This is a genomic window from Selenomonadales bacterium 4137-cl (genome assembly GCA_032334055.1).
Lineage (GTDB): Bacteria > Bacillota > Negativicutes > Sporomusales > UBA7701 > Anaeroselena > Anaeroselena agilis.
The window spans coordinates 3,388,509-3,412,102 of the sequence record JAUOZS010000001.1 but is presented as its reverse complement, the minus strand read 5'-3'; the positions used below and the strand labels follow the sequence as shown (position 1 = coordinate 3,412,102).

Here is a 23,594-nt window from a genome sequence, read left to right as displayed (position 1 = left end):
CGGGAGACACGGCCCGAGCCGCGCGAGCGGGGTAGGCGCCGTCGGAATTCCCCCGTTAAAGGGAAGCGGATAGCGGGATTTGGCCCGCATCCGGAAGAGTGAGCCGCTCTGCGGCTAACTTGGGTGGCACCACGGGTTATGACCCGTCCCTGGCTGGGGACGGGTCTTTTATTTTACTTTATAAAAGCGGGAGGAATACAAATGGAAAACCGGAACGATCAGGAAATGGTACGCGTGGAGAAAACGGGCGGCAACACCAGGGGGATTGCGGTAACGGCGCTGTTGCTGGCTATCGGCGTAATTCTGCGGCTTGTCAGTCCGAGCATAGCAGGCATCACTCCCAACTGGCTTATTGCCATGTATTGCTTGGCCATCCTCGTCGTTCGGCCGGGGTTTAAGCAGGCCGCTGGCATCGGCCTGGTGGCCGGAGTGGTGTGTATGGTGACATCGAAGGCGATCTTTCCGTACGCCAATCTCATCAGTGAGCCGGTGGGCGCGGTGGCGTGCGCTCTCGTGGCCGGCCTTACCGGTCGGCTGAAAGTTCTCGGCCTTACCCTCCAGCCGGCGGTGAGCACCTTCATCGGCACTCTGGCCAGCGGCTTCGTATTCATCACCGTCACGAAGATTGTTATGAGCATCCCGATGCAGGTTTACGTCTACGGCATGATGCCGGTGGTGCTGACGGTGGGAGCGGTGAACTGCGTTGTCGCCCAGGTGCTTTATTTCCCGGCTATGAGGCTGTTTGCCGGGAAGACGGCTGTTGTTACGAAGGAGGAGAAAGCATGATCTGGAATGCAACGATGGAACAGGGCAGCCGGTCGCAGATCGAGGAGCTGCAGCTTACCCGCCTGCGCAAGGTTGTCGAGCGGACTTATCATAATGTGCCGTCCTACCGGGCCAAGATGCAAGCCAAGGGGGTAAAGCCGGAGGATATCCGCACTCTTGCCGATATTAGCAAGCTGCCCTTCACGACCAAGCAGGATATGCGCGACGCTTATCCTTACGGGATGCTGGCCGTGCCGATGAAACAAATCGTCAGGGTGCATTGCTCAAGCGGCACGACCGGCCGGCCGACGGTGGTCGCTTATACCCGGAACGATCTGGGGGTATGGGCCGAGGTATTGGCTCGGACGCTGGTGGCCGGCGGGCTGACGGACAGCTCAATTTTCCAGGTGGCGGTCAACTATGGGCTGTTCACCGGCGGGCTGGGGTTTCATTACGCCGCCGAGTTGGTGGGCGCATCGGTCGTGCCGATCTCGGGGGGCAACACGGCCCGTCAGGTCATGCTGATGAAGGATTTCGGCACAACGGCGATGATCATCACGCCGTCGTACTCGCTGCATCTGGCCGAGACGATGCGGGAGATGGGCGTAAAACCCGAGGATACGGCGCTGCAGTCGATTTTCTGCGGTGCGGAGACGTGGTCCGACAGCATGCACGACCAGGTCGAGGAGACCTACGGCGTCAAGGCGTTTGACGTCTACGGCCTGAGCGAGATCATCGGTCCCGGAGTGGCGTGCGAGTGCTCCGCCCACGATGGTCTCCACATCCAGGAGGATCATTTCTACACGGAAATCATCGACCCGGAGAGCGGCGAGGTGTTGCCGGACGGGGCGAAGGGCGAAGTAGTCATCACCACCCTGACCAAGGAAGGTCTGCCGATGATCCGCTACCGCACCCGCGATCTGTCCGCCTTGCGGCGGGAGCGGTGCGCCTGCGGACGGACCCAGACCCGCATGGACCGGGTGCTGGGGCGGAGCGACGACATGCTCATCATTCGCGGCGTGAATGTCTTTCCCTCACAGGTCGAGGACGTGCTTCTCAGCCTCGGTGAAACTACACCCCACTATCAACTGCTGGTTGAGCGCGAGGGCAGCCTCGACAAGCTCACCGTGCTGGTCGAGAAGGCCAATGGCTTGGTCGACGGTTCGCCGGAGGCGGTGCGGGCCGCCGAGCACAGGGTCCAGGAACGGATGAAGGCGGCAACCGGCCTCAGCCCATTGGTGAGGCTGGTGCCCCCGAAGACGATCGAGCGCAGCGAAGGCAAGGCCAGGCGGGTCATCGACAAGCGGGCCATGTGACGTCCTCGTATCCTCGCGGAGGAGTGGCGGCGAAACTTTGTTATGAGACCTTGTGCCTAGGCGCAAGGTCTTTTTGCTGACTGAAGGGGCATGAAAAAGATAACAGGTATTATATGGGAGGAGGAGTCTCCGCTCACGGAGAAATATCACGTTACAAGGATCGAGTTGATGACCGTTCCGAGGACTGCCGGCTAAGAATGATCAGGCTGCCCAGGCAGGTCCGGCTACTGAAGGTTGTCATACGGGAGGTTTATATGGAAGGACGGATTGATTTAACTATTTTTGAACGGTTTGGGTTCGAGCACCAGCCGGTAGGGGTAAAGTTTCTTTTGACAAGGCCGGACGGCCTGGAGCGGCTTGATAAGAAGGCGGCCTTTTGCCAAATGCTGAAGGAGGCGCAGGACGGGCGCCCGTTCTATACGACCAAAGACGAGCACGAGTGCAAGGTGGGGCCGATCCTTTTGGGGATGGATAAGCCTGACCCTGTTTTTGAGAGCGGGATGATCGGCCCCAAATTGGGTGTATACGAGGATGCCCGGGCAAACAGGAGAATTTACGGTAAAATGCCGCGACTGGCGGAGGGCAGCGTCAACTTCGTGGCGTTTGCCCCTCTTAACCAACTGTGTTTCGATCCCGACCTGCTAATTGTTACCGCCAGGCCCAGTCAGGCGGAAGTGGTGCTTAGAGCGGCGGGCTATAAGAACGGGGCCGGCTGGACCGCCAGGGGAACGACCGTGGCGGGGTGCGCATGGCTGTATATGTATCCTTACGTTCACGGCGAGGTTAATCTTATGGTTACCGGGCTGCACCACGGGATGAAGGCGCGCGGCCTGTTCCCGGAAGGGTTGCTTTTGTTGTCGCTTCCTTTTGATGTGCTTCCCGGTATTGTGGATAGCCTCAACGTCATGGAATGGGACTTGCCGCAGTATCATTCTACGCGCGAAGAACACGCGGCGAGAATGAAAAGAATAGCCGAAGAGGTGCGGCGGGAGCTTGAAAAGTAAGCGGTTCTTAAACCCTCGGGATCGTAATTTCCATTACTATGCAAGACAAGAAAAAAAATTCTACACTTGATTATCGCCCCCCTTAGGGGGTATACTATCAGATATAAGACCGATGACTTATTGGTCGAAGGGACAAGCTCACAACACATTGTCTTTGGGGCATTAGCTCAGCGGGAGAGCGCTTGATTCACATTCAAGAGGCCGCTGGTTCGAAACCAGCATGCCCCACCAGGAAACACGAGGCTTCGCGAGGTTGTACTCGCGAGGCTTTTTTGTTTTTGATGCCCAAAATGATTTGGAATGATATAAAACGGATAGTGTAAAGTGGTACTGGCTAAAATGAAATGATTTAGCGGTAGCCTGAGTTACTTTTACTTAGCATTGGTCTAAAAGTTGCTGCCTAAATTGTTACCTAACACGGTTTTTAGGATTCGACAGGGACAATTCGGATAGCTGTATACATAGAAAAGCAATCACTCACATTAAAGAGGCCGCTGGTTCCGCAATAGCTTGCGCAAAGAAAGATTGAGCCTCCTGAATTGAACTGAACCCGAAAAAACGGACATTGAGCAAAAAAGCCTCCTGTTGTAGGATAACTACGATAGGAGGTTTTGTATGTCACGGAAATGGACAGATATGCAATCGGCTGAGCGGATTATCCTGCAAATGCGACAAGATGGAAGAACCAGGCGGGAGATAGCAGATGCCTTGGGTCTTGAAAAAGTACAAATCAAGAACTGGATTAACCGGTACAATCGGAGACAGACCACCCTTCCGGCATCCCCCAAGAAGAAAGGCCGCCCCAGAAAAAGCCCGATAACTGCACACCACGCGATGGAGCTGCGGATACGGGAACTTGAAAGAGAAGTGGAACTATACCGGTCTTTTCTTCACGCTGCTGGAAGGATGTGAGAGCACAGGTTAAGTACATAGCCATAGCGCAAAATGCCGGCAAGCATCCGGTTGCGGTCATGTGTAATTTCTTTGAGGTATCAAGAAGCGGCTACTACGCGTATCTCAAACGGAAAGACCGGTCATCCGCCGAGGAGAAGTTGGCCGCCTTGATTCAAAAATGCCAGCGGCAGACTAATGGAACTTACGGTTATAGGCGTGTGGGGATATGGCTTGAGAGGCGAGGCATTAAGAAAAACCATAAGGCGGTGCTGCGCATCATGAACAAGTACGGGTTGCTGGCGCAAATCCGGCGCAGAAAAAAGTACCGGCAGATGAGCGGTCAACTGCACCGGTATCCGAATATCCTCGGCCGCGATTTCACAGCTATCAAACCTAATCAGAAATGGGTAACGGATGTTTCCTATATCCAGACGCCGCAGGGAACCTTGTATCTATCCATGATTCGCGACCTGTTTGACAACAGTATTGTCGCCTACCAGACTGGAACCGAGCAGTCGGTCAACCTGGTTCTGCGAACCGTTCGGCAAGCCAAGGCAAAAGAAGCGGTCACTGCAGAGTTGCACCTCCACAGTGACCAGGGGTTTCAATACACTTCCCAGGCATATTTCACCCTAACTCAAAATTACGGCATTACTCCGTCCATGTCAAGGCGGGGAAACTGCTATGACAACGCGCCGGCAGAAAACTTCTTCAGCATCCTTAAGACCGAGTGTATCCGGCGGCATAAGCCAAAGACGGTCGATCAGGCGCGTCAGCTTATTGATAACTACATTTTTTTCTACAACCACGAGCGTATTCAACTCAAAACAAAACTGACGCCGCTCGAAAAACGACGCCAGTTTGCGTAATCTCATCTAATCCTACGATAGGGCTTTTTATCTGTGTCCATTGGCCGGGGTTCAGTGCAAATTACCCGGAGGTCGCTTTTATCTCATCTATGATGGGCTTAGAATAGGCTTATTTTGTGTCAATGCAATGTTTTTGTCATTATTGTAAACAGTTGGCAGGAACAAGACTTGTATACCTCTAAATATTTCTAATATCGACATTTATATGTAGTTATTAGGGAGATAGGCAATCCAATGGAAACTCGCGAACACGAGGAAACGTACACGCAGTCACAAAGGCGGTTGCTTACCAACAAGTAGCTTGAGTATCTCCACGCTGACTACCGGTCGACAATATGGAATCATTGGAGGAAATGAACATGAAAGCAAAAATTCTCTCTTTATTGCTGGTGGCTAGCATGGCGATTTCTTTGTTCACCACTGGATTTTCGTGGAATACCGGCGCGCGAGCCTCCGCGCCGGAGGGCGCCGCCGCTTTATGGGATGCCGGCGGTACAAGAGACAAAATCGTCGTTATAAGCGACATCCATCTCGGCATCGATGACCGCTATACCGAAACGCTGAAAAACCGTCAGCGGCTTATTGAATTCTTGCAGCGCCTGCAAAGCACCAAGGATGTGCGCGAACTGGTGATCGCCGGTGATTTTCTGGACGAGTGGTTTCTGCCGGTCTATTATCCGAGCTACACGGATGAACGGCAATTTTATAAGAAAGTGATTGCCAACAATCAGGCCGTGATCGACGAGTTGAACAATGTGACCAAGAAAGGAATAAAGCTGGTTTACGTTATAGGGAATCATGATATGCTGCTGGAGGCCAGCATCTTGCAGGAAGCGATTCCTAACATCGTTCAGGCCAGGGATGCCAACGGGCTTGGCGCTTATTACACAGGCGACCGAAACGAGATCGTAATCGAACACGGTCACCGATACGACGTGTGTTCCGCGCCGGACACGGTCACCAACGCGGAACTGTGCGGCAATGACAATACCATTTTGCCTGCAGGGTATTTTTACGCCCGCTATGCCGCAACCTGGGTGCTGGAGGGTCGCCCGAAGGTAGAGAAGAAACTGCCCGTAGTAACTGACGTGCCGGATAAGAACGATACGGATCAGTATGGCGCTTATCTTTATTATTCGCTTCTCAAAAAAATCTCCGCGCGGATGACGCCCAACGAGGGCCTTGACGAGAAGATATTCGATATGCGCATCGCCGGGTTTGACAATGCGTATACTTTTCTTGATTTCTTCCCGGCGCAGCAGAAGGACGGAACTATTTCCGCGCCAGTGCTGTTCAAAAATGTCCAGCGCACATGGGGCGAGCGCCAAAAGATCAATAACGTCAAGGTTCCGAACAGCTTTATCGAGGCGGTAGCCGGCGCCACGGACTGGGAATACTATTTCAGGCAAACTAAGGCGCAGTACCTTGAAAACCCGAACGAAAAAGTGGACGTGGTCGTGTTTGGACATACCCATGTGCCCGTTTATCGGGGCATGGGCAACGGTAAGTACTACCTGAACTCCGGAACGTGGATCGACCACAACGCCGACTACCCGGATGCCACCAGGACCTTTGTGGTCATTACCACCGGCAAAAAAGATACGGCTGCGCTCTACAAGTTTACGGAGGATGGCTCTGCTATCGATATAAGCGCAAGCGTCAGCAAATGAGGCGGACTGATCAACGCCTATAATGAGGCGGCCTTGTACCATCGATAGGATATTCTGGCCGTTGGTTTGGGCAATTTTTCAAGCCAGATGTAGAATACGAACTACATCTGGCTTGATCTTTTGCTGGCGGTGAGCGTTATGCCGAGACGGAAGCGGCTAAATGCGATGTCGTTCCACTAGGAAATGCGATGATACAAATGCCAACTTTGCTCAAATGGTTGAACTGGACAAGGACCGGATTTGGACTGGCAAACAGTCTGAAGTGATAGCGTCTGCTACCTTTGCGTTACTTCAGGTCCACCGAGCGAATATTATGTCAAAACATGCGATAATTTGGCAGGATGTAACAATTCCTTGGGGAATATGTTTAGTATCGACCAAGCCGGATGCCCCTGTTCTGTCCTGTAAAGGGAAGGTCAGTCGAACAGCGGTTGTCAACGGTTGGTTTTGATATAAGCTTTTCAAACATTCGGGTATCGTTGATGAGGAGAGAAGAACGAGATGAACAAAAAACTATGCATAACCGCACTAATTATCGCGTCAATCGCTGCCATGGGCGGAGTGGCCTTGGCCTCGGAGAAGAAAGACGGGGCGCCGGAGAAGAAGATGATGGCGCTTGAGGTTGGTTATTTTAAACCATCGCTGGAGTTTAACGCCCACTATGTGCTTAACGGCATAGGTGCACGCGACGTTTCCTTTAAAAAAGACCTAGGTGTGCGCAACAAAAACGCTCCGGAGTACAGGCTTTGGCTTAACGATTGCCTGCGATTATCTTATACCGAATGGGATTTTAAGGGATCGAAAACACTGGGTTACGATATTACTTGGGGCGGCGTTGTATACCAAGCCGGCTCTTCGGCTGCTGCCGATCTCGATGTGTATTACAGCAGGCTTACATGGCTGAGGCCGATTACCAGGTCACAGGCGATTGCCACCGACTGGCTGATTGATATCAAGGTGTTTAGTTTTGATGCGTCAATCACCGGCCGGGATGCCGGTACCGGCAATACGGTGACCAAAAGAAAGCAGTTTCGCGGCGTTGTCCCGACAATCGGTTTCAGGTTGGAGACAAATCCGGGAGCCAGCAGGGGTGTGAGCTTTTTTAGCGAAATCAGCGGTCTGCCGTTAGGGAAGTACGGGTATTTTTACGATGCCGAGGCCGGGCTGAAATACCAGGCGAATAAACAATTCAGCGTTAAAGCGGCGTATCGTGTTTTCGACCTTAATGTTAAAGAAAAAAGTTCGGATGGCAGTAAGGCGCAATTCAAGCAATCAGGACCATATTTTGAGATTGCCTATAAATTTTAGTGCAAAGTGCACTAAAAACAGGGTGCGAAAATGAAAAGTCTCGCGAGCAAAATGGTTTTGGGTTGTCTGGCGTAATGGTTAAAATTGAAATTTGAGACGTGGAGGACAAGGGTCGCGGGCTTCGCAGTGATGCGGGGCCTTCTTTTGTAACGCCGAAAGGCTCCGGATTTCCGGAGCCTTTCGGCGTTATTCTTCTTCCCTTACCGTTTGGCGATAGTTGGACTTTATACCGGGTGTGCCTGGTATTTCGACTTCGAAGTTGCGTTTGCCGGTCACTTTGGTTTTGTCCGTGTCTTTGGTTGCCTGCGGAACGGCTTTGTCTGGCACCGGCTTCACCTCCTGAGGTTATTTTCTCCCACTCCGCAGTTGAATATCAGGAATTTTCCGCCGGTCTTTTGCAGCTGCAAGGCGCATATACTGCCCTTGTAGTCCGAAAGATGGAGGCGGTATCGTTGGATCACCGGAGCGTGTTCAGAAGGTATGTCGCGGAGGCGTTGGCACGCAGGGCGGGCATTCCGCTGGCGAGGGCAGCGGCAATAGTGGAGGAGTCCCAGCTCGGGGCGTTGGCGGTCGGCAAACTGAATTTCCTGTCTTATAAGGGGCCGGATTACTGGGCGGAATTGATTCTCGAACAAATTGGCTCCGAAGGCGGAAGGAATTTTCTGCGTAACGTAGAATAAAAAAATTAAATAGCAACAATGTCTGACGCCGGCAAAGAAGCCACACTGTTTTTTTCAGTGCGGCTTTTATTGTTTTCTTTGCCCAGACGCTGTCCCGATAATGTCGTTGCTGTGATGCAGGACTTATCGCAAGCGGGGAGTATATATTATGTGACAGTTTTTGGGCACGGAGGGGAGTGCTGGCTGATGGCGGTTGTGATGGATCTAAGGCAGGAAGTTATGCGAGTTAACAATAACGTTAATATCAGCATATTCGGTACCGGCCTAAGAAAGCAACGGGTACTGGTTTCTGAGGATAAAATCATCATTACCGCCGACCATAAACGCGTCCCGGCCCTGGCGGCGCTGGACAAGCTGGAGCGCATGACGACCCGTAACACCGATGTGGCGATCCTCGATGAGTTCAAGAGACGGTTGAAGGCGGCTCTTACCGAGCAGCTCAAGATGCCGGTGTTGAGCGTTATGAAAGACTACGATCCCGATCAGGAACTGGCGGTGACGGTGATTATCGTGGAGGAGTCGTTTATGCGCAAGCACCAGGAAGTAGCAGCCCGGTAAAAAAATATTTTAATTATTCTGTGAGATAAAAGGAATTTTTCACCACACAGCGAATAAGAGAATTAAGCTCATCAACGATGAGCGGCTATTAAGAAAATCCATAGCCCCGGTCTGGTCGTAGGAGCTCCACAAGGAGAGCCGAAAGCTACCGCTTTTTTCGGAGTGGCGGCCGCGCATGCGGAAAGCAGCGTTTGCGCGAACGTCATAGCCGGTGCGGTAGCTTTTTTGTTTTGGCGGCAACGGTCGGGCGGGTGACGACGAAGAAAAGGGAGGCATCAGGGTGGCAAAGGTAAGGGATGTGCTTGAGGCGCTCGACAGGATCACCGGTGGCCGGTGCGTTAAAGACACGGAGGATATTTATAGCGGCAGCCACAAATTCGTTATTCGCAAGTCGTCGGATGTGCCGGGCAAGGCGTGCCTGGAAACGCCGGGCCTGGTTTGCGGCGACCCGGAGGCGGAAGTTAACAAGATTGCCGTGACGATGACGCTGACGGAGTGCAACATCGAGCTTGCAGGGGCCACGGGGGTCGACGCCATCATTGCCCACCATCCGGTGGCCGAGGCAGCCAATACTGGCGGGGTTACCATGAGGACGTACCTGGGTTTGTACGGCGTGGCGGTGTTCGAGCTCCATGAGGCGTTCCACGGCCTGCACCCCGGGATCGCCTTCATTCACGGCCATCAGGCCATTCATGCCGATATCGCCTTCGGAGGCGTGCCTGGAAACATATTGTTTGTCGGCCGGGCGCTTAAAGGGGTGAATACCCTGGGAGATATCATCGGCCGCCTTGATTATTTCATGGGGATGGACGAGGAGAAACGGATGCTGATGGCCGAACGCGGGGCGCGCGGCTGTGACGCGATAGTGGAGACGAACGTGGCCACCGGCGGTCGCATTTTGGTTGGGACCAAGGAGAGCACGGTGGGCACGATCATTCATATTTTTCCCCACACCGGGTTTACGGCCGAGCATCTGGCTCAGGTCAAGAGCCGCTTTCCGGAGGCGGACACCGTGCTGGCGTCGATCAGCCGGGTAAACGCCGACCATCCTCTGGTGGCGAAGGCCGAGGAGCTCGGTATGAATTTTATCGTCGGCAATTCGCATGCCATGGAGATTCTCGAAAACGGCATGCCGTTGGCCATCGCCCTGCAGATACTGCTGCCTGAGGTGGAGGTCGTGCTGTTCCGCGAACGGATCACCGCGACGCCGCTTACGATGGCCGGTACGCCGGCCATCCGCGAATACGCTCGCGATATCGCCCAACAATACCTTGTTAACAGGGCGGCGGACGATGCCAAGGAGGTGAAGCGCCGGGCTGGTACGGCCGGCTGATCGGGCCGGTTTGTTGCACTCATTAATAAAAGGAGGGAATATAATGGCGAGTATTTCCGAACGTGTGAGTAATCTTCCCCTCGGTTCATTCCACTGGCGGTTACTGGTGCTAATAGGATCAGGCATTGCTTTCGAGGCCCTGGATACGGCGCTGATCGCCTTCGTGCTGGCGAAGATGATCGGGTCGTGGAACCTTACCCCGGTCCAGATGGGCTACATCGGCAGCGCCGCCCTCGTCGGCATGTGCTTGGGCGCCATCTTCTCCGGGACGCTGGCCGATCGCATCGGTCGCAAGGCGATGTTCGCGGTGACGCTGGCCATATACAGCGTCGGCACGGCACTGTGCGCCTTTTCCTGGAATCTCGAATCGCTGCTGGTGTTCCGCTTCATCGTCGGCTTCGGGGTCGGCGGGCAGCCGCCGGTAGCCAACGCCATGATGAGCGAATACGCTCCCGCCAAGCATCGCGGGAAGATGCTGGTCCTCCAGAACTGTTCATGGGCGGTCGGTTGGCTGGTTGCTTCGCTGCTCGCTTACACGGTCATTCCCAAGTTCGGCTGGCAGCTGGCGTTCATTATCGGCGCGGCGCCGGCGCTGCTGGTGGTCTACATCTACAAGATCATGCCCGAGTCGGCAATGTACCTTGTCAGCAAGGGCCGCTACCAAGAAGCCCACGAAGAGGTGGCCAAGATCGAGCGCGAGCTCGGCATCCCGGTGGGCGAGCCGCCTAAGCCGTCCGAGATCCCGGCGGTCACTGTAGACAAGAAGATCAGCTTCTTCGACCTGTGGGGTCCGACCTTTGTCCGCCGCACCGTCTGCCTGTGGATATTGTGGTTCGGCATCGTCTTCGCTTACTACGGCATGTTCACCTGGCTGCCGTCCCTGCTGGTGAAAAGCGGCTTTAATCTGGTAAAATCGTTCGAATATATGATGTGGATGACTTGCGCCCAGGTCCCCGGCTACTTCGCCGCCGCCTATCTGGTGGACAAGATCGGCCGCAGGGCGACGCTGGGGAGCTTCCTGGCTGTCACGGCTGTCGCCGCCTACATGTTCGGCAACGCCACATCCGTCACCTGGATAATCTTCTGGGGCTGCATGATCTCTTTCTTCAACCTTGGCGCCTGGGGTATCACCCATGCTTACTCCGCCGAACAGTACCCGACCTACGCCCGGGCCACCGGGGTGGGCTGGGCCGCGGCCTTCGGCCGCACGGGCGGCATTATCGCCCCGATCGTCGTCGGCGCCATCATGACCGGCCCGGACAAGATCCCGACGGTGTTTATGATGTTCACCGCCGTGCTGGCGATAATCGCCGCCGACATATTCATCCTCGGCCGGGAGACCGCCAACAGGACGCTGGACGAACTGGCCGCGAAGGATATGGTCGCGGTGCCGGCGCCTGCGGCTACCCAGACCAAATCGGAATAAGCATACGATAATAACTTGAGGCCGTTCAGAATTGCCCGTATGCAAGGCATCCGCGAGGACGCGCAGCGGACGGGTGTTATCAATGGCCGGTGGCAAGATAAAGGGAGGCTCACTCGTGAGCCTCCCTTTTTTTATCGCGGGGCTTTGTGGCTACCCGCGGGCCTTTTACCGTCTTGCCCGGGACTATGGCTGGCAGCCTTCCTTGCAGTGGGTGACGGGTCGAAGCATCATCCAGACCATGGCGGCGACCTCCTTTGGGAGATGTTAATGAAGGGGAGATGGACTTATATGGAGGGGGACTCGTGCAGGGAAACGTTTGATCTGGTGGCCCCATCTCCGTCCTTCGACTTAATTATAGCAGAACATGAAATAAATAACAATAATTATTTTAAAATAATAAATATAAAATAAAACGAATAAAGATGAGCTCCGTTGTCGCGGAGCTCGCTATCGTCACTATTCGTCGTCGACCACGGCCCACAGCACTTCACGGGTATAGCCGTCCGCAAGGTCGGGCGGCATGTCGGCGTCATAGCTGCCGTAGATTATTCGCAGCCCGGGAGTGATGATGCCGATGGCCAGGGCGTGGCTCTCCACTTCGTCCCGTCGCCAGACGAAGGTATGGGAGTAACCGTCGTCGCCCCGGAAGAAGGCAATGATATTGTCGCCGCGGAACCAGTAGTGACACCAGCCGTCCCCGCCATGGCAGCGGTGTCGCGCCCGGTAGGTGTAGTGGCCGTAGCGCGATTCGAGCATATAGAGATAGTTGTCGTCCTGCGGCTCGAAGTGGATATAGAGTGCCCGATCGCGGCGGTCGTCGGCGTAGCAGGCGCCGAAACCGCGTACTTTGTGGGAAATGAACCAGGACCAGTCGCGAAAATGGCGGTGCCAGTCGCCGCTGTCCGGCCAATACCGATGCCGGCTGTGGTGCCGGTGGATATTGCTGCCGCCGGTTGGGTGGCCCCGGTGAATTGTGTGGGGACGGGGCTTGGGCTGTTCGTGTCTTATCCCGTCATGGCGACCGCGGTTCGCAGGTGGGCCGATCTTGTCGTAAGTTTTTGCCGGGCGGCGATGATCGGGCGCAATACGATGCTTGTCGTTGGCGGGTTTTTTTGCGACTTTGTCCGGCCCCTGGGGCTTATGGTTGTAGTGCTTGTCGTTGTCGCGCCCGCGGTTGGCCGGTTTCTGCCCGCCTGCTTTCACGGGGGGACGATCGTGGCGATTCGGTTTTATGCGACTGTGGTTATTCGCCGGGGGCGATTTGACGTTTTCCTTGCCGGAAGGTTTGCGATGTTTTTCGCCGGTCGGTTGCTTGGCCGTTTTCCGCTGTTCCTCGCCCCGCTGGTGGGCCTTATCGTTGTTTAGCGCCGGACTCGCCCACACGACCGAGACCGTGGCGAACGAAAGCAGGATAGCGATGGTAATCAAGCCAAGGAGTTTTTTCATAAGGGACCTCCTTTCATGTGCTGGGAAGGCTGGAGCCGGCGACCCGGTTGAGCCTTCCGGGGAGGCCGGGGACAATTCATAGAACAATACATTTGTCGGTATATTGTATGACACGGAGGGTTTATTTGATTACAATTCGGTGGCAGGATTATGGCTGAAAGACGTCAAATATAATTGGTAAAATAATGGAAATGGGGGTGCGCTAGTGGAAAAGTGGCGAGTAGGGCTGGCGGCTTTCCTCGTTATCCTGTTGGCGGGCTTGGGCGCCGGGCAGGCCTGGGGTGCTGCGGCGCCGGACGCCGCACAGCCGGTGGAGCAATGGGTGGGTAAGGTATTCGTTGTGTTGCCGCTGGAACGCGGCAAAAAGGCTGAAGGCTATGCTTTCACCTTGGAAGCGCCACGCCCGGAGCTGTTTACCGCGGGGGGCAATATTCGCGCGGACTGGCTTGAGGGCAAACGACTGGAAGTTGTAACGGTCAAAAAGCTGCCGGCTCTGAAGGACGGTCCGCCTGTCAATGATTACGAGATCTTTTTCCGTATCCAGGGCGGCGGAGAGGGTTTGACAATCAAGGCCCTGGGCGGTCAGGCGAAGCATCTGGTGCCGGCCGACGATCTGGCGGCGGCGAAGAAACATTTCGCCGCCAAGGTGGTGTTTTCAAAACGGCTGGCCATTCCGGCCTATCAGGAGGAACCCGGCACTATCCGCGTCAAAATCAACGAACCGTTGACTGTCGAGGACGTGATCGCCGGCATCGATGCCGATGAGCCGATCTGGCTGGTGGTGTCGACCGCTGACAAGCGGAAGGGCTATATCGCCATCGCCTACAGCCTGACGAACGTGCAGCGCGGCTTCTGGCCGACCGCCAAGCCGTGGGAGTCCGTACTGTTCGAGACCGATCCGCGGCTGCTTTTCGCCTGGGACGACCAGGCCTGGGCGTCTATAAACGCCGGGGTCGTGAAGGATGGCATGGTACCGGACCAGGTTAGGCTGGCCTGGGGAGAGCCGTTGAGTATTGTGCGGCTTGTCGGCGAAGAGACCTGGTTTTATCCTGATAAAATTGTCAAGTTTCACCCCACTACTGGTCTGTTCCTCATACAGAGCCGTTGACGGCATAAGGGCCCCGCGCGTGCGCGGGGCCCTTATGTAAGTAAGAAAGGAGGGTTTCCGCCAAACGGCGGGGAATATTTTTGTCAAGGGGGGTGGTTACGATGAGCGGGAAAGAGTTGTTGCGTCGCTCGTCAGAAAGGCTGTGCGAGCTCTTCGCCCGGACAGATCCGGGCGACCTTGGCCTTCTGAAAGAGTACAACTTCGGCGAGCACACGGGGGAAATAACGTGCGAGGAGCTTGTGGCGAGGATCCGCTACAACGGCTCGAATACCATCGCCCACCTGCTGGGCAGGGATGCGGAGTATCTTGATATCGTCCGCGATGTGGCCGCCAAGATGAAGGTCGAGTGGTCTCCGGAAGAGGACGAAGAGGCGGTAGAGAAGAGAATCCTCGGGGTGATTTTTACCCGCGCCTGGAAAAAGATGTCGCCTGCCGAGCGCGAGCCCATAGAACAGCTATTTGCCGGGCAGGGTGTGGAAGCCGAGAAAATCAGCACGCTGCTGGTGGAAGGCACGATCGTGAATTTTATGCCGACAATAAGCTATCTGGTGGCGTGGAACATCGCCCGGATCGTGGCGGTGGCGGCGGCCCGCCAGGCCGGAGCCGAGGCGCTGGGTGGGCTGGTTTCGGGGGGGCTGAATGTGTTGTTGGGCCCGCTTGGCGTTATTCTGGGGATCGTAGTCGTGGCGATCGACCTCGCCGGCCCGGCGTATCGAAAAATAATCCCCACAGTGCTCCAGATAGCTTATCTTCGCCAGAAGGCCGCTATGGCGGGCTTTACGCCGCCCGACACTGGCGATAATTGACAGGTTGGAAGCGGTGCTGTTATCATAGAAGTAAGAAGATAGAAGTAAGAAGATAGAAACGAGTAATCGCCGTCGGTCGCCTGATGCCGGGGCGAAGAAGCTGAATACCCCGTCCAAGCGTTGCCCCTTGGCATTGGTCTGCGCACGCCTGACGAGATTCGGAGAAGAGGAGGGAACCTTCCAGCAACGCCTGGCAGGTTCTTTTTGTTGATTACCGTGTTTCGGCAAAATTTTTCTGAATCGATGGGGTAAAATTATCCCTGTTGACCAAATCCAAAGAGACGGGGAGTTCTGATGAGCAATCTTAAGGCAATCAGCGGTTATGACCGATATCTTTTCCATGAAGGCCGCCATTTCCGCAGCTACCGGATGCTGGGCGCGCAGCAGGGGGAAAGGGCGGGGGTGAAAGGAGTTCGTTTTGCCGTCTGGGCGCCGAACGCCAGAGAGGTGATGGTGGTCGGCGACTTCAACGGCTGGAGCGGCGAAGACAAAATGCGCCGGCTTAAGTCTTCCGGCATATGGGAGCTGTTCGTTCCCGGACTGGAGCCGGGGGCTTTATACAAATACCAGATCGTATCCGCCGCCGGCGATGTGCGCGAAAAAGCCGATCCGTACGCCTTCTGGGCCGAGGTGAGACCGCTCAGCGCGTCGCGCGTATTCGGGCTGGACGGCTACCGGTGGGGCGACAGCCAGTGGCAGGGTGGCGAACGGCTCACCGGCGGCGTCAATAAGCCGATGGCCATTTACGAGGTGCACCTAGGCTCATGGCGGCGCAAAACGGACGGCAGCTTCTATTCGTACCGCGAACTGGCGGACGAGCTGAGCGATTACGCTGCCGACATGGGGTTCACTCATCTCGAGCTGCTGCCGGTTGCCGAGCATCCGTTCGATGCTTCCTGGGGATATCAGGCTACGGGCTACTACGCCCCGACCAGCCGCTACGGCAGCCCCGACGATTTCAAATACTTCGTCGACCGCTGCCATCAGAAGGGCCTGGGCGTTATCCTGGACTGGGTGCCGGGGCACTTCTGCAAGGATGACCACGGCCTCAGGATGTTCGACGGCAGCCCGTTGTTCGAGAGCGGGTGGCCGGCCAGGGCCGAGAATCAAGGCTGGGGCACGCTAAACTTCGATTTCGGCAAGCCGGAGGTATGGAGTTTCCTGATATCGAACGCTATGTATTGGTTCGATATATTCCATATCGACGGTCTGCGGGTGGACGCTGTGGCCAACATGATCTACCTTGACTACGGACGGCAGGAGGGCGGCGAATGGCTGCCGAACGAGCACGGCGGCCGGGAAAACCTGGATGCGATAGCCTTTCTCAAGAAACTGAACGAGGCGGTCCATTATTATTATCCGCGGGCGCTGGTGATCGCCGAGGAGTCTACCGCCTGGCCGCTCGTATCCCGGCCTGTGTATTTGGGCGGCCTGGGGTTCGACTACAAATGGAACATGGGTTGGATGAACGACACGCTCCGCTACGTTTCCCTTGATCCGATACATCGCCAGTGGGAGCACCGCCTGCTGACCTTTTCCCTGCTGTATGCCTTTTCCGAGAATTTTCTCCTTCCCTTGTCCCATGACGAAGTGGTGCACGGCAAGAAGTCGCTGCTAGACAAGATGCCGGGCGATTACTGGCAGAAGTTCGCCAATTTGCGGGCTTTTTTCGGGTATTTCATGGCCCATCCCGGCAAGAAGCTGCTGTTCATGGGCGGGGAGTTCGGCCAGTTCAGCGAGTGGTACGAAGGGCGCGGGCTCGACTGGCTGCTTTTGGAATATGAACTGCATAGCAAGCTGCACGGTTTTACCCGTGAGCTCGTCCGCTTCTACCGGGACGACAGCTGCCTGTGGGAAAACGATGATAATTGGCGGGGGTTCGAATGGATCGACTGCCACGACAGCCGGCAGAGCGTGATAAGCTTCCTCCGTCGGGCCGACAACGACGAACATACGGTCGTGGTTACCAATTTTACCCCCGTCGTCCGTCACGGCTACCGTATCGGTGTGCCGGAGGCGGGATCTTACCGCGAGGTGTTGAACAGCGACCGCGCCGAGTTCGGCGGTTCGGGGGTGACGAACGATGAGCTTCGCGCCGAGCCGCAGGCCTGGCACAGTCAGCCCTTCTCCGTCGTTCTGACCGTGCCGCCGCTGGCTACGGTCTATATAAAGAGAGAAGCGATGCGCGAGGAGTAAGGAGGAGAAAAGATGCTTCACAAGGAATGCGTGGCCATGATTCTCGCCGGCGGGCAGGGCAGCCGTCTTGGCGTGCTTACCAAGACGGTGGCCAAACCGGCGATTCCGTTCGGCGGCAAATACCGTCTGATCGATTTCACGCTGAGCAACTGTCATAATTCCGGCATCGATACGGTTGGCGTCCTTACCCAGTACCAGCCGTTCGAGCTGCATAATTATATCGGCATCGGCACTCCGTGGGATCTGGACCGCAACACCGGCGGGGTGCATATCCTTCCTCCCTTCGTGAGGGCCCGGGGCGGCGAATGGTACCAGGGGACCGCCAATGCCATCCATCAGAACGCCACCTTTATCGAACAGTTCAGCCCCCAGTACGTGATCGTGCTGTCCGGTGACCATATTTACAAGATGGATTACTCCCGCATGCTGGCTTTTCATAAGCAGTCGGCGGCCGACGCCACTATCGCCGTTATCGAGGTTCCGTGGAAGGAGGCCACACGTTTCGGCATCATGAACGCCGACGAGGAGGGCCGCATCACCGAATTCGCCGAGAAACCGAAGCAGCCCAAGAGCAACCTGGCGTCGATGGGGGTATACATATTTTCCTGGAAGGTTTTGAGAAAGTACCTGGAGCTGGACGAAAAAGACAAATCCTCCAGCCACGATTTCGGCAAAAACGTCATCCCCGCCATGCTGGAAAGTGGCCGCAAGATGATGGCTTATGCCTTCGACGGCTACTGGCGGGATGTCGGCACGGTCGAGAGTCTGTGGGAGGCGAATATGGACCTCCTGAGCGACCGTCCCGCGCTCGACCTTTACGATCCGGGCTGGCGCATCTTTTCGATCAACCCCACCCAGCCGCCCCATTTCGTGGCTGAGGGCGCCAAGGCCAGGCGGGTTATTGCCAGTGTCGGCTGCCGCATTTTCGGCGAGGTGGAAAACGCGGTGCTCTTTCCCGGCGTTCACGTCGGTCCCGGCGCGGTCATCAGGGATTCGGTAATAATGGAGGGGGTCCGGATCGGGGCGAATACGGTTATCGAGCAGGCGATCGTCGGCCAGGACGCCGTCGTAGGCGACGGCTGCCAGATCGGCCTGGCCGGCGACGCCGCGGCGGAGGCGATCACGGTGGTCGGCGAGCGGGCCCGCGTCGGCGCCGACAGTCTCATCCCGCGCGGCGCGGTTGTGGAATAAGAAGCCGCGGCGCGGCGGCAAGGAGGGACGAAAATGAAAAATGTACTGGGACTCATCAACCTCCACGAGAACGAGGAACTGCTGAAGGAGCTTACCCGCCAGCGGCCGCTGGCGGCGGTGCCTTTCGGCGGCCGGTACCGCCTCGTCGATTTCGTGTTGTCCAATATGGTAAACTCGGGCATTGTCAACGTCGGCATCGTCGTGAAGCATAAGGCCCGCTCGATAATGGACCACCTGCGGTCAGGCAAGGAGTGGGACCTGGCCCGCAAGCGCGACGGCCTTTTCATCCTGCCACCGCCCGATCATACTCACTATTCCAACAGCATTTACAAGGGCGACCTGGAGCATTTCCATAACCACGTCGACTTCCTGCAGCGCAGCAGCCAGGAGTATGTGATCGTCGCCGGCAGCCACACCGTCTATAATACCGACTATCGGGAAGCGTTCCGCTATCATCTCGAAAAGCAGGCCGATATAACGATAATATACAAGGAGGAGCAGCCCGCGCCCGGCAAGCAGTATTCGCTGGCCACGCTGGTTAAGGTCGACGACGGCGGCCGCGTCACCGACATGCAGGTGTCCACAGGTCGCATCGCCGGCGGCCCCGTATGTCTCGAGACCTTTATCATGCGCAAATCGCTGCTGCTCGAAATCATCGAAGACTGCGTCGCCCACGGCGAATACGACTTCGTCAAGGAGGGGATCGTCAAGCGGCTCGGCCGGCTCCGGGTTTACGGTTTCCCCTTTACCGGCTACATGGCCAAGATCAACTCCGTCCAGGCTTATTTTCGCGCTAATATGGATCTGCTCCAGCCCGAGGTGTGGCAGGATCTGTTTCTTAAATCGGGCCCCGTCTATACCAAGGTCAAAGACGAGCCGCCGGCCAACTACCGCGACCAGGTGGCGGCCAGCAACGTGCTGGTGGCCAACGGCTGCATAATAGAAGGCCGGGTGGAAAACAGCCTGCTGTTCCGCAGCGTCAGGGTCCACCGCGGCGCATATGTCAATAACTGCATCATCATGCAGAAAGGCGAAATCGGTCCCAACGCGGTGCTGGAAAACGTCATCTGCGACAAGGATGTTCATATCTCGGCCGCCAAGCGGCTCATAGGCGACAAGAACTACGTGATGGTCATCGAGAAGGGGATGAAAGTATGACAGGCAAAAAGGTGCTGTTCGTCGCCGCCGAAGCGGTGCCGTTCGTGAAGACGGGCGGCCTGGCCGATGTCGCCGGCTCGCTGCCCAAGGAACTTGCGCGGCAGGGCGTCGATGCGCGGATCATCATGCCCAAGTACGGCGACATCCCGGCCGCGTGGGTGGAACAGATGGTCCACGTGCGCCACATCGAGGTTACGCTCGGCTGGCGGAGGCTCTATTGCGGCATCGAGCGGCTGGAGCACGAGGGTCTCGTGTATTACTTCATCGATAACGAATATTACTTCCGCCGCCAGGGGCTGTACGGCTTCCTCGACGATGCCGAGCGGTTCAGCTTCTTCTGCCGGGCGGTGCTGGAGGTGTTGCCTTATCTCGATTTTACGCCCGATATCCTCCACTGCCACGACTGGCACACCGCCATGGTGCCGGTGCTGCTCCAGGCTCACTACCGAGGCAGCACACCGCACCATAAGCTGCGGACGGTGCTCACTATCCACAACATCCAGTATCAGGGCGTGTTCGAAAAAAGTGTGCTCGGCGACCTGCTGGCGCTTGAAGAAGGCGAGTACCTGACCGACGACCGGCTGGAATTCCACGGCAGGGTGAACTACCTCAAAGGTGGCATCGTTTTCGCCGATGCGGTGACGACCGTAAGCCCCACATACGCGTGGGAAATCCTTACCCCCGAAGGCGGCTGGCAGCTTGACGGCATCCTGAGAAAGCGCGAGGCGGACGTCACCGGCATCCTGAACGGCCTCGACTATGAGGTCTACGATCCCGGCCATGACAAGCTCGTATACCTTAACTACACGCGGCGCTCGATCGGCCGCAAGCAGACCAACAAGGCCAAGCTCCAGGAGTTCCTCGGCCTCGAGGCCAAGCCGGAGGCGATGATGATCGCCATCGTATCGAGGCTGGTGTGGGCCAAGGGGCTCGATCTGATCGCCGCCGCGCTGGAGGAGATGCTTGCCGCCGACGCGCAGGTGGTCGTTCTCGGCACGGGTGAGGACAAATACGAGAGCATGTTCCGGGTGGCCGGCCACCGCCACCCCGGCAAGCTGTCCGCCAATATTTACTTTGACGAGGCGCTGGCCCATAAGATCTATGCTGCCGCCGACCTCTTCCTCATGCCGTCGCTTCACGAGCCGTGCGGCATCGGCCAGCTCATCGCCCTGCGCTATGGCTGCGTGCCGCTGGTGCGGGAGACGGGCGGCCTAAAGGATACCATTCAGCCGTACAATGAATATACTGGCGAAGGGAACGGTTTCAGTTTCACCCATCCCGACGCCGGCGACATGCTTTATACCCTCCGCCGCGCCATGGATTTCTACCGCGACGGCGAGGTATGGCCGCAGATCGTTAAGGCCGCGATGGCTTCCGATTTCAGTTGGCGGCGTTCGGCGTCCGAGTATGTGGCGGTTTACGAAAAACTGAACTGATGCATAATGACGTTTTATTGCGGGGGAAAGAGATGCTTAGAGAGAAGGAAGAGTTCAAGGCCGCCTTTATCGAAAGGTTACAGGCTCTCCACGGCAAAAGTCTCGAGGAGGCGTCGGCCCAGAACAAATACGCCGCCCTGGGAAGCCTGGTCCGCGACTATATCGGCAAACGCTGGGTCAACACCAACAAGCAGTACGTCGCCAAAGGGGAAAAGCAGGTTTACTACTTTTCGATCGAATTTCTCCTCGGACGCCTGCTCGACACCTATCTCCGCGGCATGGGCGTCCGCGACGTATGGGTGGAGGCGCTGGCCGAGCTGGGTGTCGACTACGCCGAGCTTGAGGACCAGGAGCATGACGCCGGCCTCGGCAACGGGGGCCTCGGGAGGCTGGCGGCCTGTTTTCTCGATTCGCTGGCCGCTCTGGAGCTGCCCGGCCATGGCTGCGGCATCCGCTACAAGTACGGCCTGTTCGAGCAGAAGATCATCGACGGCGACCAAGTCGAACACCCCGACAACTGGCTCAAAAACGGCAATATATGGGAATATCGCAAGATCGATAAGGCCGTCAGGGTCGAGTTCGGCGGCTCCTTCGGGGCGGTGCTGGCCGTCCCCTATGACATCCCCATCCTCGGCTTCGGAAACAATACCGTCAACACCCTCAGGCTATGGAGCGCAGAGCCTACCGAGGGCGAGATGGACTTCGCCTCCTTCAACCAGGGAAACTACCTCAAGGCGGTGGAGTACAAGTACTCGGTGGAGGCCATTTCCGAGATCCTCTATCCCGACGACACCCACTATGAGGGCCGTCTGCTCAGGCTGAAGCAGCAGTATTTTCTGGTGTCGGCGGGCATCCAGAGCATCCTGCGGACATTAAGGCGCAAGCACGGCGACATCCGGCTGTTGCCGGAGAAGGTTGCCATCCATATCAACGACACCCATCCGGCCCTGGCCGTGCCCGAACTGATGCGCATTCTCATGGACGAAGAGGGTCTGGGCTGGGACGAGGCCTGGCAGTTGACGACCGGCACCATCTCCTATACCAACCACACCATCATGCCAGAGGCATTGGAGAAATGGCCGATCGACATCTTCCAGAGTCTGCTGCCGCGCCTGTGGGAGATCGTCCACGAAATCAACGAGCGCTTCTGCCATGACCTGTGGCATTTTTACCCCGGAGACTGGGACAGGATCGCCGCCATGGCCATCACCGCCGATGGCTTCGTCAAGATGGCTCACCTGGCGGTAGCCGGCAGTCACAGCGTCAACGGCGTGGCGAAGATCCATACCGAAATCCTCAAAAAAGACTGCATGAAGCTGTTCTACCAGTACACCCCCTACAAATTTAACAACAAGACAAATGGCATCACCCACCGGCGCTGGCTGATGAAGGCCAACCCCGGGCTGGCCTCGCTTATCACCGATACCATCGGACCGAGCTGGATGCGGCATCCCACCGATCTTAACCGGCTGCAGTATTTCGTCGCCGACGCCCCCTTCCAGGAGCGACTGGCGGCGATAAAGCGAGACCGCAAGGCGGCGCTGGCCCGGTTCGTCAAGGCCAAATACGAACTTGATCTTGACCCGGAATCGATATTCGACACCCAGGTGAAGCGCATCCACGTCTACAAGCGCCAGCTCCTCAACGCGCTCCGGATCATGGAGCTGTATAACCGTCTCAAGGAGAATCCCCGGCTCGATATCGTGCCCCGGACGTTCATCTTCTCCGGCAAGGCGGCCCCCAGCTACCTGCTGGCCAAGAAGGTCATCAAGCTCGTCAACGCGCTGGCGGCGGTAATCAACAACGACCCGGCGATAAACGGCAGGATGAAGGTTATCTTCCTTGAGAACTACGGGGTGACGCTGGCCGAAATGATTATCCCGGCCAGTGACGTCAGCGAGCAGATCTCGACCGCCAGCAAGGAGGCGTCGGGCACAGGCAACATGAAATTCATGATGAACGGGGCGGTCACCGTCGGCACGCTCGACGGCGCCAACATCGAAATCCGCGATGCGGTAGGGGACGACAATATTTTCATCTTCGGCCTCAAGGCCGAAGAGGTCATCGAGATTTGCGCCAACGACCAGTGCAACCCCCGCTACCTGTATCAGACCGACCCGCGCGTCAGGCAGGTGACCGAGCAACTGATCGACGGCAGCCTGCCCGGCGGACCGGACGAGTTTCGCCCGCTCTACGACTATCTCGTTCACGGCAAGGGTGATTTCTTCGAACTGCAGGACTTTGCGGCCTATTTGGACGCCCAGGCGAGGGTGGACGCCAGGTTTCGCGACCGGCGGGCGTGGGCGGCGATGGCGGCCGTCAACATCGCCCGGTCGGGGCAGTTCTCCAGCGATCACACCGTCGGCGAATACGCGGTCGGCATCTGGAACATCCGGCCGGTGCCGATCGGTGAGTGAAGGAGGCGGTTTG

At 56.7% G+C, this 23,594-nt stretch carries 19 protein-coding genes and 1 tRNA gene; 18 read left to right on the top strand and 2 right to left on the bottom strand.

From position 1 onward, the window contains the following. Positions 1–201: 201 nt before the first annotated feature. From Q4T40_17820 to Q4T40_17790, 7 genes are all read left to right on the top strand, one after another. Complete coding sequence (locus Q4T40_17820; GenBank protein MDT8903095.1) at positions 202–786, top strand: tryptophan transporter; 585 nt, start codon at positions 202–204, stop codon at positions 784–786. Next, on the top strand, positions 783–2,081 hold the full coding sequence (locus tag Q4T40_17815; protein MDT8903094.1) for a phenylacetate--CoA ligase: 1,299 nt from the start codon (positions 783–785) through the stop codon (positions 2,079–2,081). The genes Q4T40_17820 and Q4T40_17815 overlap by 4 nt, the downstream gene beginning before the upstream one ends. Positions 2,082–2,335: 254 nt before the next feature. Beyond that, a complete protein-coding gene (locus Q4T40_17810; GenBank protein ID MDT8903093.1) occupies positions 2,336–3,085 on the top strand; it encodes a DUF169 domain-containing protein in 750 nt (249 codons plus the stop codon). A 156-nt stretch (positions 3,086–3,241) separates the two neighbouring features. Next, a tRNA-Val gene (locus tag Q4T40_17805) sits at positions 3,242–3,316 on the top strand. A 677-nt stretch (positions 3,317–3,993) separates the two neighbouring features. After that, entirely contained in the window at positions 3,994–4,848 is an 855-nt protein-coding gene (locus Q4T40_17800) for an IS3 family transposase (protein ID MDT8903092.1), read from the top strand. A 359-nt stretch (positions 4,849–5,207) separates the two neighbouring features. Further along, entirely contained in the window at positions 5,208–6,518 is a 1,311-nt protein-coding gene (locus Q4T40_17795) for a metallophosphoesterase (GenBank protein ID MDT8903091.1), read from the top strand. Between the two features lie 501 nt (positions 6,519–7,019). Beyond that, positions 7,020–7,826: a hypothetical protein gene (locus Q4T40_17790; protein ID MDT8903090.1), complete on the top strand. Its 807-nt coding sequence runs from the start codon at positions 7,020–7,022 to the stop codon at positions 7,824–7,826. Between the two features lie 186 nt (positions 7,827–8,012). Here Q4T40_17790 and Q4T40_17785 read toward each other — a convergent pair whose 3' ends face one another. Then, complete coding sequence (locus tag Q4T40_17785; GenBank protein ID MDT8903089.1) at positions 8,013–8,153, bottom strand: hypothetical protein; 141 nt, start codon at positions 8,151–8,153, stop codon at positions 8,013–8,015. A gap of 125 nt (positions 8,154–8,278) precedes the next feature. Between Q4T40_17785 and Q4T40_17780 the strand changes: the two genes are divergently transcribed. The 4 genes from Q4T40_17780 (at position 8,279) to Q4T40_17765 (ending at position 11,823) form a co-directional block, all read left to right on the top strand. Then, positions 8,279–8,506: a hypothetical protein gene (locus tag Q4T40_17780; GenBank protein MDT8903088.1), complete on the top strand. Its 228-nt coding sequence runs from the start codon at positions 8,279–8,281 to the stop codon at positions 8,504–8,506. 186 nt (positions 8,507–8,692) lie between these two features. After that, a complete protein-coding gene (locus tag Q4T40_17775; protein ID MDT8903087.1) occupies positions 8,693–9,064 on the top strand; it encodes a Na-translocating system protein MpsC family protein in 372 nt (123 codons plus the stop codon). Positions 9,065–9,344: 280 nt separating this feature from the next. Continuing rightward, entirely contained in the window at positions 9,345–10,397 is a 1,053-nt protein-coding gene (locus Q4T40_17770; GenBank protein ID MDT8903086.1) for a Nif3-like dinuclear metal center hexameric protein, read from the top strand. A gap of 43 nt (positions 10,398–10,440) precedes the next feature. Further along, a complete protein-coding gene (locus tag Q4T40_17765) occupies positions 10,441–11,823 on the top strand; it encodes an MFS transporter (protein MDT8903085.1) in 1,383 nt (460 codons plus the stop codon). 456 nt (positions 11,824–12,279) lie between these two features. Here the strand turns inward: Q4T40_17765 and Q4T40_17760 are convergent, their stop codons facing one another. Continuing rightward, positions 12,280–13,269 carry a hypothetical protein gene (locus tag Q4T40_17760; GenBank protein ID MDT8903084.1) on the bottom strand — a complete coding sequence of 330 codons (990 nt, stop codon included), beginning with the start codon at positions 13,267–13,269 and terminating at the stop codon, positions 12,280–12,282. Positions 13,270–13,474: 205 nt separating this feature from the next. On the opposite strand from Q4T40_17760, the gene Q4T40_17755 reads away from it, so the two are divergent. From Q4T40_17755 to Q4T40_17725, 7 genes are all read left to right on the top strand, one after another. After that, positions 13,475–14,377, top strand: a complete 903-nt coding sequence (locus Q4T40_17755) for a hypothetical protein (protein MDT8903083.1) — start codon at positions 13,475–13,477, stop codon at positions 14,375–14,377. A gap of 101 nt (positions 14,378–14,478) precedes the next feature. Beyond that, positions 14,479–15,183 (top strand): hypothetical protein, encoded by a 705-nt coding sequence (locus Q4T40_17750; protein ID MDT8903082.1) that lies wholly within the window; start codon positions 14,479–14,481, stop codon positions 15,181–15,183. 294 nt (positions 15,184–15,477) lie between these two features. Beyond that, a complete protein-coding gene (gene glgB / locus Q4T40_17745) occupies positions 15,478–17,379 on the top strand; it encodes a 1,4-alpha-glucan branching protein GlgB (protein ID MDT8903081.1) in 1,902 nt (633 codons plus the stop codon). Positions 17,380–17,391: 12 nt separating this feature from the next. Continuing rightward, positions 17,392–18,570: a glucose-1-phosphate adenylyltransferase gene (locus Q4T40_17740; GenBank protein ID MDT8903080.1), complete on the top strand. Its 1,179-nt coding sequence runs from the start codon at positions 17,392–17,394 to the stop codon at positions 18,568–18,570. Between the two features lie 33 nt (positions 18,571–18,603). Continuing rightward, positions 18,604–19,728, top strand: coding sequence for a glucose-1-phosphate adenylyltransferase subunit GlgD (glgD, locus tag Q4T40_17735; protein ID MDT8903079.1), 1,125 nt, complete (start codon positions 18,604–18,606; stop codon positions 19,726–19,728). Further along, positions 19,725–21,164 (top strand): glycogen synthase GlgA, encoded by a 1,440-nt coding sequence (gene glgA / locus Q4T40_17730; GenBank protein MDT8903078.1) that lies wholly within the window; start codon positions 19,725–19,727, stop codon positions 21,162–21,164. Before glgD ends, glgA begins: the two co-directional genes overlap by 4 nt. Before the next feature lie 32 nt (positions 21,165–21,196). Next, complete coding sequence (locus Q4T40_17725) at positions 21,197–23,581, top strand: glycogen/starch/alpha-glucan phosphorylase (GenBank protein MDT8903077.1); 2,385 nt, start codon at positions 21,197–21,199, stop codon at positions 23,579–23,581. The last annotated feature ends 13 nt before the right edge of the window (positions 23,582–23,594 follow it).